At 74.8% G+C, this 14,987-nt stretch carries 17 protein-coding genes and 1 pseudogene; 12 read left to right on the plus strand and 6 right to left on the minus strand.

Annotated elements, in window-relative coordinates:
• A pseudogene (locus tag DQ238_RS20770) lies at positions 1-117 on the plus strand (IS5/IS1182 family transposase); the annotation flags it as partial.
• 181 nt (positions 118-298) lie between these two features.
• Here the strand turns inward: DQ238_RS20770 and DQ238_RS24475 are convergent.
• Positions 299-685, minus strand: a complete 387-nt coding sequence (locus DQ238_RS24475; RefSeq protein ID WP_113783158.1) for an ATP-binding protein — start codon at positions 683-685, stop codon at positions 299-301.
• Between the two features lie 77 nt (positions 686-762).
• A complete protein-coding gene (locus DQ238_RS20780; RefSeq protein ID WP_113783159.1) occupies positions 763-1,413 on the minus strand; it encodes an O-methyltransferase in 651 nt (216 codons plus the stop codon).
• A gap of 190 nt (positions 1,414-1,603) precedes the next feature.
• Here DQ238_RS20780 and sigE point away from each other — a divergent pair, with 190 nt between their 5' ends.
• The 4 genes from sigE (at position 1,604) to DQ238_RS20800 (ending at position 4,899) form a co-directional block, all read left to right on the plus strand.
• Positions 1,604-2,221: an RNA polymerase sigma factor SigE gene (gene sigE / locus DQ238_RS20785; protein ID WP_233496150.1), complete on the plus strand. Its 618-nt coding sequence runs from the start codon at positions 1,604-1,606 to the stop codon at positions 2,219-2,221.
• Positions 2,218-2,802, plus strand: coding sequence for an anti-sigma factor (locus DQ238_RS24295; protein WP_113783160.1), 585 nt, complete (start codon positions 2,218-2,220; stop codon positions 2,800-2,802). The genes sigE and DQ238_RS24295 overlap by 4 nt, the downstream gene beginning before the upstream one ends.
• 203 nt (positions 2,803-3,005) lie before the next feature.
• A complete protein-coding gene (locus DQ238_RS20795; RefSeq protein WP_233496151.1) occupies positions 3,006-4,382 on the plus strand; it encodes a S1C family serine protease in 1,377 nt (458 codons plus the stop codon).
• 160 nt (positions 4,383-4,542) lie between these two features.
• Entirely contained in the window at positions 4,543-4,899 is a 357-nt protein-coding gene (locus DQ238_RS20800) for a twin-arginine translocase TatA/TatE family subunit (protein ID WP_113783161.1), read from the plus strand.
• Between the two features lie 50 nt (positions 4,900-4,949).
• Here DQ238_RS20800 and DQ238_RS20805 read toward each other — a convergent pair whose 3' ends face one another.
• A complete protein-coding gene (locus DQ238_RS20805; RefSeq protein WP_113783162.1) occupies positions 4,950-6,101 on the minus strand; it encodes an Mrp/NBP35 family ATP-binding protein in 1,152 nt (383 codons plus the stop codon).
• A 162-nt stretch (positions 6,102-6,263) separates the two neighbouring features.
• On the opposite strand from DQ238_RS20805, the gene DQ238_RS20810 reads away from it, so the two are divergent.
• Together DQ238_RS20810 and DQ238_RS20815 are read left to right on the plus strand one after the other, a co-directional pair.
• Positions 6,264-6,953: an AzlC family ABC transporter permease gene (locus DQ238_RS20810; RefSeq protein ID WP_233496152.1), complete on the plus strand. Its 690-nt coding sequence runs from the start codon at positions 6,264-6,266 to the stop codon at positions 6,951-6,953.
• Positions 6,950-7,267 (plus strand): AzlD domain-containing protein, encoded by a 318-nt coding sequence (locus tag DQ238_RS20815; RefSeq protein WP_113783163.1) that lies wholly within the window; start codon positions 6,950-6,952, stop codon positions 7,265-7,267. The genes DQ238_RS20810 and DQ238_RS20815 overlap by 4 nt, the downstream gene beginning before the upstream one ends.
• A 35-nt stretch (positions 7,268-7,302) precedes the next feature.
• Here DQ238_RS20815 and DQ238_RS20820 read toward each other — a convergent pair whose 3' ends face one another.
• On the minus strand, positions 7,303-7,938 hold the full coding sequence (locus tag DQ238_RS20820) for a MerR family transcriptional regulator (protein WP_113783164.1): 636 nt from the start codon (positions 7,936-7,938) through the stop codon (positions 7,303-7,305).
• 71 nt (positions 7,939-8,009) lie between these two features.
• Here DQ238_RS20820 and DQ238_RS20825 point away from each other — a divergent pair, with 71 nt between their 5' ends.
• Complete coding sequence (locus DQ238_RS20825) at positions 8,010-8,480, plus strand: DUF4188 domain-containing protein (protein WP_113783165.1); 471 nt, start codon at positions 8,010-8,012, stop codon at positions 8,478-8,480.
• 75 nt (positions 8,481-8,555) lie between these two features.
• On the opposite strand, the gene DQ238_RS20830 is transcribed toward DQ238_RS20825, so the two are convergent.
• Together DQ238_RS20830 and DQ238_RS20835 are read right to left on the minus strand one after the other, a co-directional pair.
• On the minus strand, positions 8,556-9,080 hold the full coding sequence (locus DQ238_RS20830; protein ID WP_113783166.1) for a DUF1003 domain-containing protein: 525 nt from the start codon (positions 9,078-9,080) through the stop codon (positions 8,556-8,558).
• Positions 9,073-10,311, minus strand: a complete 1,239-nt coding sequence (locus DQ238_RS20835; protein ID WP_113783167.1) for a magnesium transporter MgtE N-terminal domain-containing protein — start codon at positions 10,309-10,311, stop codon at positions 9,073-9,075. The genes DQ238_RS20830 and DQ238_RS20835 overlap by 8 nt, the downstream gene beginning before the upstream one ends.
• 126 nt (positions 10,312-10,437) lie before the next feature.
• On the opposite strand from DQ238_RS20835, the gene DQ238_RS20840 reads away from it, so the two are divergent.
• The 4 genes from DQ238_RS20840 to DQ238_RS20855 all read left to right on the plus strand — a co-directional run bounded on the left by DQ238_RS20840 (position 10,438) and on the right by DQ238_RS20855 (position 14,978).
• Positions 10,438-11,310 carry a PhzF family phenazine biosynthesis protein gene (locus tag DQ238_RS20840; protein WP_113783168.1) on the plus strand — a complete coding sequence of 291 codons (873 nt, stop codon included), beginning with the start codon at positions 10,438-10,440 and terminating at the stop codon, positions 11,308-11,310.
• Between the two features lie 181 nt (positions 11,311-11,491).
• Positions 11,492-12,352 (plus strand): DMT family transporter, encoded by an 861-nt coding sequence (locus DQ238_RS20845; RefSeq protein WP_113783169.1) that lies wholly within the window; start codon positions 11,492-11,494, stop codon positions 12,350-12,352.
• A 180-nt stretch (positions 12,353-12,532) separates the two neighbouring features.
• A complete protein-coding gene (locus DQ238_RS20850; RefSeq protein WP_113783170.1) occupies positions 12,533-13,483 on the plus strand; it encodes a CoA ester lyase in 951 nt (316 codons plus the stop codon).
• A gap of 295 nt (positions 13,484-13,778) precedes the next feature.
• Positions 13,779-14,978, plus strand: coding sequence for an acyl-CoA dehydrogenase family protein (locus tag DQ238_RS20855; RefSeq protein WP_113783171.1), 1,200 nt, complete (start codon positions 13,779-13,781; stop codon positions 14,976-14,978).
• Positions 14,979-14,987: the final 9 nt, after the last annotated feature.

The following is a 14,987-nucleotide window of genomic DNA, read 5'->3' on the forward strand; positions in this document are numbered from 1 at the left end:
GCGCTGCTGAAGATGCGATGGAAGGCGCTGCGCCGCATTCGGCTGTGTCCGTGGCGAATCGGCGCCATCGCCAAAGCGGCACTCGTCCTCACCATCGCCGAACGACCAATCCGTTGAGAAAACCTCAGTGCTTCGAGTTCGACCTTGGACAAAAACTGGATTTCATCGAACAGGAAGACGACACCCGTGTCCTTCTCAACAGCCGCTTCCCCGATCGCCTCGAAGACGTCAGCGAGGTCGTCGTTCAGATTGCCGGTGTCCGCGCGTCCCCACTCAGGCTCAACGTCCAGACCTGCAGTCAGACTTCCGTCGGCCTGGACGGTGAGGGAGAAGGACTTGAGGATGCCGGCTGCCCTGGTGGTGCGGTCACCCCAACGAGCCTTGGGTGACACTGAAAAGAGAGCCCTGCGTCCCAGATTGGCGATCTGCGGACCGAAGGGCGTGTTCTTGAGACCTCGGCGTCGATCGGCACCCAGCTCTCTTCGTCGGCGATGCGGCGGTACTCCCCGAGGAGCACGGTCTTACCCACGCCGCGCAAGCCCGTGATGACGACTGACTGTTCTGTGTAGCCACGGGCCAGACGCCGGAGGAGGGTACGGAAGTCGTCGACCTCGGTACGGCGACCAGCCAGGTAGCGGGGCGGTGCCCCGGCGTTCGGTGTGTACGGGTTCGAGCTGCGCTCCATACGACCTCCAGGACTTTTCGAGGTTTAGAGAGCACCTTAACGGAGTTTGATAAACCCGACTAAGCTCGTCAAAGTCCTCAGCGGCGCCGGGTGGCCACCAGCAGGCCGGCCCCGATGGGCAGGAGGGCGGAGGTGAGGTCCTCGTGCTCGCGGACGGTGCGGACCAGCTCCCGCCACGTCACCGTCTGCTCGTCACGCGCGGACCGGTCGGCGATCCGGCCGCCCTGCAGCAGCCCGTGGCAGACCACCGTGCCGCCCACACGGACCAGGGCGAGCACGGCATCCAGGTGCGCGGCGTACTCGGTCGGGGAGCTCGTGCAGACCACCGTGTCGTAGGCGCCGGGCGAGAGCCGGGGCAGCACCTCCGCGGGCGTCCCGAAGATCACCCGGGTGCGGCCGGGCGGGTGGCCGGCCTCGGCGAACGCCCGGCGGGCGGCGCGCAGCTGCTCGGGGTCGCCGTCCAGGGCGGTGAGGACGCCGTCCGGCCGCATGCCCCGCAGCAGCCACAGCCCGGCCACCCCGCCGCCGCTGCCGATCGACACGACCGTCCGGGCGCCGGCGCCCGCGGCCAGCACGGCCAGCGTGGCGCCGACCGCGGGCTGCACCGGGGTCGGGCCGGCCAGGCGGCTCGCGCGGGACCGGGCCGCCAGGAGGGCGGGGGTCTCGGTCGCGAAGCGGTCGGCGTAGGCGGCGCCGTCCTTCCCCGGCGAGGGTCCCTCGGCGCTCATCACCGGCCGAGGGTAGTGGCCCGGTCCGGCCGAACCGCCTGCGACCGGCGCACCTGTGAGCTCCCTGGGAACGGGAACACCGGGCCGTGACCGGCCCGTTGGTCGTTGCGTGGAACCGGAGCCAGCCGCCCCCGTCCGACCTGCCGACGCCGGGAGGCCGACGACGGCTCCGGTCTGCGATCCTGGAGCCGTGCCCGACGCGACCGACCCCACGCCGGAGGCGGCCCCCGACGTGCCCGGCGACGCGGCCGAGGGCTGGGTGGCGCCGACCTGGGAGCAGGTCGTGCGCGACCACTCCGCGCGGGTCTACCGCCTGGCCTACCGCCTCTCGGGCAACCCGCAGGACGCCGAGGACCTGACCCAGGAGACCTTCGTCCGGGTCTTCCGCTCGCTGGCCGACTTCTCCCCGGGCACCTTCGAGGGCTGGCTGCACCGCATCACGACCAACCTCTTCCTCGACATGGTCCGGCGCCGGCAGCGCATCCGCTTCGACGCCCTGCCGGAGGACACCGAGCGGCTGCCGGGCACCGCCCCCAGCCCCGAGCAGGTCTACAACGACACCCACCTCGACCCGCAGGTGCAGGCGGCGCTCGACGCGCTCTCGCCCGAGTTCCGCGTCGCCGTCGTCCTCTGCGACATCGAGGGGCTGACCTACGAGGAGATCGCGGCCACCCTCGGCATCAAGCTGGGCACCGTCCGCAGCCGCATCCACCGCGGCCGCGTCCAACTGCGGGAGGCCCTCGCCCACCTGGCCCCCCGTCGGCCGGTCGCCGGCGAGGAGGCCGTCGTGGAGGGGAGCGCGGGGTGAACATCCCGGAGAGCCACCTGGCCCAGGAGGCGATCACCGCCCTCGTGGACGGCGAACTGGCCGGTGGGCCCGCCACCCGCGCGGCCCGCCACCTCGCCGGGTGTGCGCAGTGCCAGATGGCCGTGCAGGCCCAGCGGGAGGCCAAGGAGGCCCTGCACACCTGCTCGGACGTCGCCGTGCCCAGCGACCTGCTCTCGCGTCTGCGGGCCATCCCGTTCACCGCCGACGTCCCCGGCGCGGGCAGCGGCCTGGGTGCGCTCGCCGCCGGCCCGGGCCAGCTCACCGTCCGCGGCGCCTCCGGCGCGTGGTCGGTGCCGCTGGACCCGCCGCCGGCCCGTCCCGGCCGCCCCGGCCAGGCCCGTTGGCTGCGCCGCGGCGTCACGGGGGCGCTGCTCGGGCTCGGACTGGGCGTGGCCGCGCTGGCGCTCAGCCTGCCGGCCTCTCCCGCCGGGGACCGCCCGTCCCCGGCCTCGGTGGCCGGCGGCTCGCCGCAGGAACGCACCGAGATCGTCCCACCGGTGGTGCGCGCCACGACCGTGGGCACGGTCGCTGTCGCCGACGCAGCGGGCGGGACGCCCTGAGCACCCGCGCCGACACCCCGCCCGGGCAGGACCCGTCGTCCGAGGGCGGCAGCGAGCCCGGACCGGTCCCCGAGGAGTCCTACGCCCGTCCGCGGGACGGCGCCGGCGGCTTCGATCCGCCGCCGGGCCGCACCCGCCCGGCCGTCGCACCCGCACCGGCGTCCAGCCCGGCTCAGCAGGCCGCCTTCGGACGCCCGGCCGCCGTGCCCGGCAGCTTCGCCGGCGACCGTCCGCTGCCCCCGCCGCGCTCCCAGCCGGCGCCGCCGCCCGAGGCGGTGCTGCGCGCCTTCGCGCCGTCCGCTCCCGGGCAGCGCGGGCTGCAGGAGCCCCCGGGCGGGCGCCCCGGACGGCGGCGCACCGCCATCGGCCCGTGGTGGAAGGCCGACGCCCGCGCCGACCCCTGGCGCGACCCGTACGCCCCGGCCGGGTTGGCCGGCCCCGCGGTGTTCGAGGAGCCCGAGCAGCCCGGTCCGGTCGTGGTCGACGCCAAGGGCCGCAGGCGGCTGCGGCTGCGCGACCTGTCGATCCGGCTGTCGGTGCTCGCCCTCCTCGCCGTCCTGCTGGTCGGCCTGCTCGGGGGCGCCGTCGGCTACTGGCTGACCCGCACCGCCGACGAGACGCCGCTGCTGGCCCCCGGCACCCAGCTCAACGAGACGGACGAGGGCATCGCGCGCGAGCCGGGGTCGGTGTCCGACATCGCCGCGCGGGTCACCCCGACCGTCGTCTCGGTCGAGGTGCGCATCGGTGAGGCCGGGGCGACCGGCTCGGGTGTCGTCATCGACGGGGCGAACGGCTACATCGTCACCAACAACCACGTGATCTCCGGCGCCGACGGCGTCGAGGGCGCCGAGATCCGCGCGGTCTTCTCCGACGGCAGCGGCTCGGCGGCGCGCATCGTCGGGCGCGACCCGGCCAGCGACGTCGCCGTCCTCAAGGTGGAGAAGCCCGGCCTGGTCACCGCCGCGCTCGGCGACTCCGACGACGTGGTCGTCGGCGACCCGGTCGTCGCCATCGGCTCCCCGCTGGGCCTGGCCAGCACGGTCACCAGCGGCATCGTCAGCGCGCTCGACCGGCCGGTGCGGCTGTCCGGCGAGGGCAGCGACACCAACGCGGTGATCAGCGCCGTGCAGACCGACGCGCCGATCAACCCGGGCAACTCCGGGGGCGCGCTGGTCGACGCCGCGGGGCAGGTCATCGGCATCAACACCGCCATCGCCTCGCTCGGCGGCGGCAGCGTGGGCCTCGGCTTCGCCATCCCGATCGACACCGTCCGCGACATCGCCGAGCAGCTCATCGGCACCGGGCAGGCCGTGCACGCCTCGCTCGGGGTCAACGCCCGCTCGGTCACCGACGGCACCCGCGACGGTGCGCTGGTGGTCAACGTCGAGCCGGGCGGCGCCGGCGCCGCGGCTGGCATCCGCGAGCAGGACGTCGTCATCGCGGTGGACGGCGCCCCGGTCGGCAGCTCCGAGGAGCTCGTCGTCGCCGTCGACGCCCACGAGCCGGGCGAGACCATCACCCTCGAGCTGATCCGGAACGGGTCCTCCACGACGGTGCAGGCGACCCTCGACGCGGCCTGACGACGCCCGTCGGCCACCCTCCAGGGCCGGCCCCCTGCAGGGTCCCGCTACGAGCCTGCGAGTGGCGGGGGGCAGGGGGTCCTTCTCCGAGGAGTGGGGGGAAGGGTGGTCCTCCTCCTACGCTGGACCGGGGATCCGCGGGGAGGACGGGAGTGGCCGCGTGTTCGACTCGATCGGGTGGGGTGAGATCGTCGTCCTCGCGCTCGCCGCGCTGTTCATCTTCGGTCCCGAGCGGCTGCCGCACCTGGCCAAGGACGCCGCCACCGGGCTGAAGAAGGTGCGGGAGGCGATCACCGGCGTCCGGGCCCAGGTGGACGAGACGCTGGGCGAGGACCTCGCCCACCTGCGCGACCTCGACCTGCGCCAGTACCACCCGAGGACGTTCATCCGCAACCAGCTGCTCGCCGACGACGACCCGCCGCCGCGGCCCAGCGGGGCCACCGCCGCGACCAGGCTGGCGGCCGCCCGGTCCCGCGACCGGGCCACCCCGCCACCGTTCGACCCCGACGCGACGTAGTCCCCGACTCACATTGCTGGCTCCTCTCGCGCAGTGCGGGCCGGCGCCCTTCAGTGGCGGACGGGGGTGAGCCCCAGCGACATGCCGGACAGGCCGCGCTGGCGGACGGCCAGGCCGTCGGCGATCGCGGCCAGGGCCCGCGCGGCAGGCGTGTCCGGGTCGGCCAGCACGACCGGCGCGCCGGCGTCCCCGGCCTCGCGCACCCGCGTGTCCAGCGGGATCTGGCCCAGCAGCGGCACCCGGGCACCGAGGGTGCGGGTCAGCGCCTCGGAGACCGCCTCGCCACCGCCGGAGCCGAAGACCTCCAGGCGGGAGCCGTCGGGCAGGTCCAGCCAGGACATGTTCTCGATGACGCCGACCACCTGCTGGTGGGTCTGCGTGGCGATCGCGCCGGCCCGCTCGGCCACCTCGGCGGCGGCCAGCTGCGGCGTGGTCACCACGAGGATCTCGGCGCCCGGCAGCAGCTGGGCGATGGAGATCGCCACGTCTCCGGTGCCGGGCGGCAGGTCGAGCAGCAGGACGTCGAGGTCGCCCCACCACACGTCGGCGAGGAACTGCTGCAGCGCGCGGTGCAGCATCGGCCCGCGCCACACCACCGGGGTGTTGCCCGGGGTGAACATGCCGATCGAGATGACCTTCACCCCGTAGGCCTGCGGCGGCATGATCATGTTGTCGACCTGGGTCGGCCTGTCGTCGACGCCGAGCATGCGCGGCACCGAGTGGCCGTAGATGTCGGCGTCCACCACCCCCACCGACAGGCCGCGCCGGACCAGCGCGGCGGCCAGGTTGACCGTGACGCTGGACTTGCCGACGCCGCCCTTGCCGGAGGCGACGGCGTACACGCGGGTCAGCGAGCCGGGCTGGGCGAACGGGATGACCGGGTCGGCGGCGTCGGTGCCGCGCACGGTGCGGCGCAGCTCGGCGCGCTGCTCGTCGCTCATCACGTCCAGCCCGACCTGCACCGCGGTGACACCGGCGACGGCGGAGACGGCCTGGGTGACCCGGTTGGTGATCGTCTCGCGCATCGGGCAGCCGGCGACGGTCAGGTACACCTCGACCCGGACCGCGCCGTCGGCGCCGATCTGCACGTCCTTGACCATGCCCAGCTCGGTCAGCGGGCGGTTGATCTCCGGGTCCTGCACGGTGGCCAGTGCGGCGTTGACGGCGTCGAGCGCCGGCGCGCCGGTCATCGGGGCGGACATCGTTGTCGTCTGTCTCCTTCGACGGGGCACCCGGTCCGGCCCGCCGAGAGGCGGCGGCGACCTGCGCACACGGGTCTGTTCCCACTGTACGGCGGGGAGGGCGCCGGCCCGCCGGCAGAGGAGCGATCCGACCCGCAGCGGGGCCTGGCTAGCCTCGGGCGGGTGTCCACCGCCCGCTCCGCCGTCCTGCGCGACGCCGTCGGGCTCGGGCTGGCGGTCGGCCTCTACGGGGTGGCCTTCGGCGCCGCCGCCGACGCCGCCGGCCTGGACCCGTGGCAGGCGACGACGCTGTCGCTGCTGATGTTCACCGGCGCCTCGCAGTTCGCCCTGGTCGGCGTCCTGGGCGCCGGAGGCGGGGTGGCCGCCGCCGTCGGCAGCGCGCTGCTGCTCGGCACCCGCAACACCGTCTACGGCGTCCGGCTGGTCCCGTTGCTGCAGCCGCGCGGGCCGGTCCGGCGGGTCGGCACGGCGCACTGGGTCATCGACGAGACGACGGCGCTGGCGATCGCCGCCCCGGACCGGGCGCTCGCCCGGCTGGCGTTCCTCGTCGGCGGCGCGACGATCTACCTCGGCTGGAACCTGACCACGCTCCTCGGTGCGCTCGGCGCCTCCGGGTTGGGGGAGACGGCCCAGGCCGCGCTCGACGCCGTCGTCCCGGCGGCGTTCCTGGCGCTGCTGTGGCCGCGGCTGCGGCGTTCCTCCCCGGAGGCGGCGGTGCAGCGGCGGGTGGCGGTCGGCGGGGCGGTGGTGGCGCTGGCGCTGACCCCGGTCGTCCCGGCCGGTGTGCAGGTGATCGCCGCGGTCGTGGCCGTCGCGCTGGCCGGGCGGCCGCGTCCGGTGAGCGCGCCGTGAGCGGCACCGCGCTGTGGGCGGCGGTCCTCGCCGGGTCGCTGGGCTGCTACCTGCTCAAGCTGGCCGGGCTGTCGGTGCCCGCGGCCTGGGTCGAGCAGCCGTGGGTGGCGCGGGTCGTCGACTTCGTCCCGGCCGCGCTGCTGGCCGCGCTGGTCGCCGTCCAGGCGGCCACCTCCGGCAACGCGCTGGTGCTCGACGGGCGGCTGGTCGGGCTGGCGGTGGCCGCCCTGGCGCTGGCGCTGCGGGCGCCGTTCATCGTCGTCCTGGTGCTCGCCGGCGTGGCGGGCGCGCTGGTGCACGTCCTCGCCGGCTGATCCACAGGGCTCCGCCAGGTCGCCACCGGACGTCCTCAGCGGCCCTCCGCACCGCTCGGCCGCCCGTCCGGGAAGCGCCGGCGGGACGCGTCCTCCTGGGCCAGGCGGCGCAGGGCCAGGAGGACGGGCTCCAGCAGCACGGTGTTGACCACCACGAAGCGCACGGCCTCGACCAGGGAGCCCGCGGGGATGTCGGCGACGTCCTGCTCGCCGAGCCGGCCGGCGGCAGCGGCGTAGCGGTCCAGCAGCCCGTCGGGGGGCGGGGACCCCGCCGTCCGCAGCGCGTCCAGCGCGCCGGCCAGGGCGAGCAGGGCGGGGGAGTCCGCCGCCACCCGCCATCCCCAGCGGCGCAGGTGGGCGCGGGCCTCGTCCAGGTCGGGCGCGCCGTCGACCCCGACCCCGGGCAGCGCGCGGTGCGCCGCGCCGAGGGCCTCGTGCACCGAGGTCCCCGGGTCGTCGACGGCGGCCAGGACGGCGCGGGCCGTGGCGACCGACAGCCTGCCCGGGCCCAGGAGCGCGCGGACCAGCCGCAGCCGGGCCAGGTGCTCTTCGCCGTACCGGGCGCGGGTCGCGCCGGTCAGCTCGCCGGGCGGCACCAGGCCCTCCCGCAGGTAGTACTTCACGGTCGCCACCGGGATCCCGGCCCGGCGCGCCAGCTCGGAGATCTGCACGACCCTCCTTGACATTGGGAAGTTCCACTATCCAACATTGGGGATCTCTACTATCCAACGAGGAGGCCAGCATGGCACGGATCGCCCACGGGCGCTGGACCCACGACCACACGGGAGACCTCACCGTCTTCCTCATCGGGATGAGGATCAACCGGCTGTGGCGGCCGGACGCCTGGCTGCCGGTCCTGGCCGCCATGGGGCCGATGCTGCGCGAGCTGGCGACCGACCCCGACTCCGGCTTCCTCGGGTACCGCATGACCCTGGGTTGGCGGGGCCCGGTGCTCGTCCAGTACTGGCGGCGCGCCGCGGACCTCTACCGCTACGCCACCGACCGCGGCGCCCGGCACCGCCCGGCCTGGACGGCGTTCAACCGGCGCGCCCGCAGGGTGCCGGGCGCGGTGGGGGTCTGGCACGAGACCTACGAGGTGAGCCGGGCCGAGAGCGTCTACGTCGACCTACCGACCGTCGGCCTGGCCGCCGCCACCGCGGCCCGTCCGGTCACCGGTCGGCTGGACCGGGCGGCGGCACGTCTCGCCGGCTGAGCCAGGAAGGACCCCGGTCCCCTCGTAGGGTCCCGCCGCGGGTCTCGGGACGGGGCCCGCCCTGGAGGGGGCCGGTCAGCCGCCGTCGCGGGCGGCGACCTCCCGCTTCCTCCGCTTGCGCTCCCGCCGCGCGGCCTCCTCGCTCTGCTCCTCGGCCAGCCGGCCCAGCTCGCTGCGGATGAAGTCGCGGGTGGCCAGCTCGCCGACGGCGACGCGGAGCGCGGCCAGCTCGCGGGCCAGGTACTCGGTGTCGGCGCGGGTGGTCGCCGCCCGGGCGCGGTCCTCCTCGGCCTGCACCCGGTCGCGGTCGGCCTGCCGGTTCTGCGCCAGCAGGATCAGCGGCGCGGCGTAGGCGGCCTGGGTGGAGAACGCCAGGTTGAGCAGGATGAACGGGTAGGGGTCCCACCGCAGCTGCACGGCGGAGACGTTGAGCAGGATCCAGACGGCCACGACCACCGTCTGGACGGCGAGGAAGCGCCCGGTGCCCAGGAAGCGGGCGATGGCCTCGGCGAAGCGACCGACCGCGTCGGGGTCCAGCCGCAGGAAGCCGCCGAAGCCGCGCGCCCCCCGCGGGACGTCCAGGCGGCGCCCGTCAGCCACGGCGGCCCCGCTCGCGCCAGTCGTCGGGAAGCAGGTGGTCGAGCACGTCGTCGACGCTGACCGCGCCGACCAGCCGGCCCTGGGCGTCGACCACCGGCGCGGCGACCAGGTTGTACGTGGCGAAGTAGCGGGTCACCTCGCCCAGCGGCGCCTCCGGGCGCAGCGGCTCCAGGTCGTCGAGCACCCCGCTGACCAGGGTGGACGGCGGTTCGCGCAGCAGCCGCTGGATGTGCGCCAGACCCAGGTAGCGCCCGGTGGGGGTGGCCGACGGCGGCCGGCACACGTACACCTGGCTGGCCAGGGACGGGGTCAGCTCCGGCTCGCGCACCCGGGCCAGCGCCTCGGCGATCGTGGCGTCGGGAGCGAGGATCACCGGCTCGCTGGTCATGATGCCGCCGGCGGTGTCCTCGGAGTACTGCAGCAGCTGGCGCACCGGCTCGGCCTCGTCGGGCTCCATCAGCTCCAGCAGCCGGTTGCGGTCGACGCCCGACAGCTCGGCGAGCAGGTCGGCGGCGTCGTCGGGGTCCATCACCTCCAGCACGTCGGCCGCCCGCTTCTCGTCCAGCGTGCCCAGGATGGTGATCTGGTCGCCCTCGGGCAGCTCGCCGAGCACGTCGGCCAGCCGCTCGTCGTCCAGCGCCTCGGCCACCTCGTGCCGCCGCTTGATCGGCAGGTCTTGCAGGGCGTGGGCGAGGTCGGCGGCGTTGAGCTCCCGGTAGGTGGCGATCAGCGTCTCGGCGCCCTGCCCGGTCTGGGGGAGGGCCAGCCCGGTCACCTCGTCCCAGCCCAGCTGGTGCAGCTGACCCCGGCGGCCCAGCCGGCCCGGCTCCTGGACGGCCAGCTTGGACAGCACCCAGTCGCCGGTGCGGGTCTGCTCCATGCCGGCGTCGACCACCGTCGCCGTCCTGCCGGACTCGGTGATCCGCACCGTGCGGTCCAGCAGCTCACCGAGCACGAGGGTCTCCCCGCGCCGCTGCTCGAACCGCTTGAGGTTCAGCGTGCCCGACCCGAGCACCACCGCGCCCGGGTCGACGGCGGTGACCCGGCCCATCGGCACGAAGATGCGGCGGCGGGCCACCACCTCGACGACCAGGCCGAGCACGCGGGGGGCGGCGGTGCCCACGCGCAGGGCCACGACGACGTCGCGGACCCGGCCCACGCGGTCGCCGTTGGGGTCGAAGACGGGTAACCCGGCCAGGCGGGAGACGTAGGCCCTGGTCACGGTGGTCACGCCAACCTCCTCGCCGTCCTCCGCACGCGGGAGGTGCTCCCCACTCGTCGACCCCGCGCCCGGGGGTGCCGGGCCCGGGCGTGACCTCGCGGGCTCGGTCACGGTCGCTGAGGCTACCGTCGGCACGTGCCGTCCCCCGGAGCAGAGCTGGACTACGAGGTCGTCGACGTGTTCGCGCCGCGGGCCTTCGCCGGCAACCCGCTGGCCGTGGTGTTCGACGCCGACGACCTGACCACCGCGCAGTGCCAGGCGCTGGCCGACGAGTTCCACCTCTCGGAGACGTCGTTCCTGTGCGCCCCGCAGGCCGAGGACGCCGACTACCGGGTGCGGATCTTCACCCCCTACGCCGAGCTGCCCTTCGCCGGGCACCCGAGCGTCGGGGCGGCGCACACCCTGGTCCGCACGGGACGGCTCGCCGCGGGCACGGTGCGCCAGGAGTGCGGCGTGGGCGTCCTCGACCTGGTGGTCGACGAGGAGGGTGCGACGCTCTCCGGCGGTCAGCCCACCCTCGAGGACGGCCCCGAGCCGGGCGCGCTGGCCGAGGCGGTGGGGCTCTCGGCCGCCGACGCCGTCGGGGTCCCCGCGCACGTCGCCGGCTGCGGGTTGCCGTTCGCCTTCCTGGCCGTGCGCCGCGAGGTCGTCGACGACGCCACGCCCATCCCGGCCCTGCTCGGGCGGCTCGGCGTCGGGGAGGGCGTGTCGGTGCTGGCCTGGGACGCCGCGACCTCCACCGCCTCCGCGCGGGCCTTCGCCCGCGACCTCGCCTGGGGTGAGGACCCCGCGACCGGCTCGGCGGCCCTCGGCGCCGGCGTCTGGCTGGTGGCGGCGGGGCTGCTCGCCCCGGACGGGACGTCGTCCTACGTGGTCGGGCAGGGCGAGGCGCGGGGCCGCCCCTCGGTGCTCTCCTGCACCGTCACCGCCTCGGGTGGGCGTGCGGTCGCCGCCACCGTGCAGGGCGCGGTGGTGCCGGTCGCGCGGGGCCGGATCCGGGTGCCGTGATTTGAAGTCAAAGGACCCCCCTGCCCCCCGTGAAGGACCCCCCTGCCCCCCACCGCTCGCAGGCTCGCGGCGGGCCCCTGCAGGGGGGCCGATCGAGGCTCGCGGCGGGCCCCTGCACGGGGGCCGCGGGGCCGCCGGCGCCTGGGCGGTCCACCGGCCCGGCAGCCGGGACGTCGCGATCATGGCGGTCGCGGTCGTCGGCATCTCGCTGTCGGCGCCGCTGACCACGATGCTGACCGCGCCGGTGCTGGCGCTGGCGTTCTGGCGCAACGTCGGTGGGACGGCGGCGCTGCTCCCGGTGCTGCTGCTGCGCGAGCGGCCGACCCTGGCCGGCCTGCGGCCCCGCGACCTGGGCACCTCGGCGGTGGCCGGGCTGTTCCTCGCCGCCCACTTCGCCGCCTGGCTGCCCAGCCTGTCGATGACGACGGTCGCTGCCTCCACGGCGCTGGTCACCACCACCCCCGTCTGGACGGCGCTGGCCGCCCGGGTCAGCGGCGTGCGGCTGCCGGCGGCGATCTGGTGGGGGCTGGTCCTCGCGGTGCTCGGCGTCGCGCTGATCGCCGGGGTGGACGTCACCGTCAGCCTGCGGGCGCTGGCCGGCGACGGGCTGGCGCTGCTCGGCGCGATCTGCGCCGCGGGCTACGTGCTCGCCGGCGCGCGGGCGCGGCAGCGGCTGTCCACGTCGGCCTACGCGGTGGTCTGCTACTCGGTGTGCGCGGCCGTGGTCGCCGTCTCGGCGGCCGTGGTCGACGTCCCGCTGGCCGGCTTCGCCGCGCGCGACTGGCTGCTGATCGCGGCCATCACCGGCTGCGCCCAGCTGCTCGGGCACACGCTGCTCAACCTGCTGCTCTCCTCGGTCGGCCCGACGGTGGTCAGCCTGGTCGTGCTGCTCGAGGTGCCCGGCGCGCTGGTGTTCGCGCTGGTGCTGCTGGGCCAGGTGCCGCCGCTGCTCGCCCTGCCCGGGGTCGCGCTGGTCGTCGCCGGGGTCGCCCTGGTGGTCCGGGCCAGCCGACCGGCGACCCTGGCCGAGCCCGCCACCTGAGGTCCCCGCCGTCGCCCGAGCCGGTCATCGTCGCCGTCGCCCGAGCTGATCATCGTCGTGCGGCTGCCGGCGTCGGCGTGCCGGGTCGCCACCCGCCGATGATCAACGCCAGTGGGCGGGGCCGGACGCGCCGTCGCTACCCTCCGGGAGCCGAAGACCGTCGTCCCGAGGAGAGGCACCGTGGCCGAGCTCCGATCCCGCCGTTCCAACCTCGCCGTCCCGGGCAGCAACCCCCGTTTCCTGGAGAAGGCCAAGGGGCTGGACGCCGACCAGGTCTTCCTCGACCTGGAGGACGCCTGCGCGCCGCTGGCCAAGCCCGGGGCGCGGAAGAACATCGTCGCGGCGCTCACCGAGGGCGGCTGGGGCGACAAGATCCGCACCGTGCGGGTCAACGACTGGACGACGCAGTGGACCTACACCGACGTCATCGAGGTCGTCGAGGGCGCCGGCGCCGACCTCGACTGCATCATGCTGCCCAAGGTCGCCGACGCAGCCCAGGTCGAAGCGCTGGACCTGCTGCTCACCCAGATCGAGAAGGCCACCGGCCTGGAGGTGGGCCGGATCGGCATCGAGGCGCAGATCGAGACCGCGCAGGGCCTGATCAACGTCAACGACATCGCGTTCGCCAGCCCGCGGATCGAGACGATCATCTTCGGCCCGGCCGACTTCATGGCCAGCATCAACATGAAGTCGCTCGTCGTCGGCGCCCTGCACCCGGACTACCCGGGCGATCCGTTCCACCACATCCTGATGACCATCCTCATGGCCGCCCGCGCCCGCGGCGTGCAGGCCATCGACGGCCCGTTCCTGCAGGTCCGCGACGTCGACGCCTTCCGCGAGGTGGCCCGGCGCTCGGCCGTGCTCGGCTTCGACGGCAAGTGGGTGCTGCACCCAGGCCAGATCGATGCGGCCAACGAGATCTACGCGCCGTCGCAGGCCGACTACGACCACGCCGAGCTGATCCTCGACGCCTACGACTGGTACACCTCCGAGGCCGGCGGCAGGAAGGGCTCGGCGATGCTGGGCGAGGAGATGATCGACGAGGCCAGCCGGAAGATGGCGCTGGTCATCGCGGGCAAGGGCCGCGCGGCCGGCATGCAGCGGACCTCGTCGTTCACCCCGCCGGAGTAGGAGGACCCGGCCCCTTGTACGGCCCCGTCCAGGGTACCGCCCTGAGCTTGCGAAGGGTGGGGAGGACGGGGTCCTTCCACGGTGGTGGGCAGGGGGTCCTTCTGCGGTGGGGGGCAAGGGGGTCCTTGCTCCACCCCTCGCGCGCACGGGGACGCCCCGGACGGGGCCGCACCCGGACGACGCCGGTCGCGGGACCTGGACGTCGGCCGGGGTGAGCAGCGCCACCGCGGACGGTCGACGGCGGTGGCCCATACTCACCGGTAACCGGACACCGGAGTCCCCGAGGAGCGACGCCATGCCCCGCCTGGCCCAGACCGCCGACCTGACCGACGTCCAGCGCGAGATCCTGGCGACGGTGCGGACGTTCGTCCACAAGGAGATCATCCCGCACGCCCAGGCCCTCGAGCACGGCGACGTCTACCCGGCCGAGATCGTCGAGGGCCTCAAGGAACTGGGCATCTTCGGGCTGACCATCCCCGAGCAGTTCGGCGGGCTGGGGGAGTCGCTGTTGACCTACGCGCTGGCGGTCGAGGAGATCGCCCGCGGCTGGATGAGCGTCTCCGGCGTCATCAACACCCACTTCATCGTCGCCCACATGGTCGTCCACCACGGCACGCCCGAGCAGCAGCAGCGCCTCCTGCCGCGGATGGCCACCGGCGAGGTGCGCGGCGCGTTCTCCATGTCCGAGCCGGGGCTGGGCTCGGACGTGGCCGCCATCCGCACCCGGGCCACCCGGACCGACGGCGGCGACTACGTCATCGACGGGCAGAAGATGTGGCTGACCAACGGCGGGTCCTCCACGCTGGTCGCCGCGCTGGTGCGCACCGACGAGGGCGCCGAGAAGCCGCACCGGAACCTGACCTGCTTCCTCGTCGAGAAGCCCGCCGGCTTCGGCCAGGTGCTGCCCGGGCTGACCATCCCCGGCAAGATCGACAAGATGGGGTACAAGGGCGTGGACACCACCGAGCTGGTGTTCGACGGCTTCCGCATCGGCGCCGAGCAGGTCCTCGGCGGGACGCCGGGCCGCGGGTTCGCCCAGATGATGGACGGCGTCGAGGTGGGCCGGGTCAACGTCGCCGCCCGCGCCTGTGGCATCTCCCTGCGGGCCTTCGAGCTCGCGGTGGCCTACGCCCAGCAGCGGGAGACCTTCGGCAAGCCGATCGCCGCCCACCAGGCGATCGCGTTCCAGCTCGCCGAGATGGCCACCAAGGTGGAGGCGGCCCACCTGATGATGGTCAACGCCGCCCGGCTCAAGGACGCAGGTGCGCGCAACGACGTCGAGGCCGGCATGGCCAAGCTGCTGGCCAGCGAGTACTGCGCCGAGGTCACCACCCAGGCCTTCCGCATCCACGGCGGCTACGGCTACTCCAAGGAGTACGAGATCGAGCGGCTGATGCGCGAGGCGCCGTTCCTGCTCATCGGCGAGGGCACCAGCGAGATCCAGAAGACGATCATCAGCCGGGGCCTGCTCGAGGCGTACGCGATCGAGCGCTGAAAAAGGACC

Origin of the sequence: Geodermatophilus sp. TF02-6, assembly GCF_003319115.1 — a bacterium.
In the GTDB taxonomy this organism is placed as follows: Bacteria; Actinomycetota; Actinomycetes; order Mycobacteriales; family Geodermatophilaceae; genus Geodermatophilus.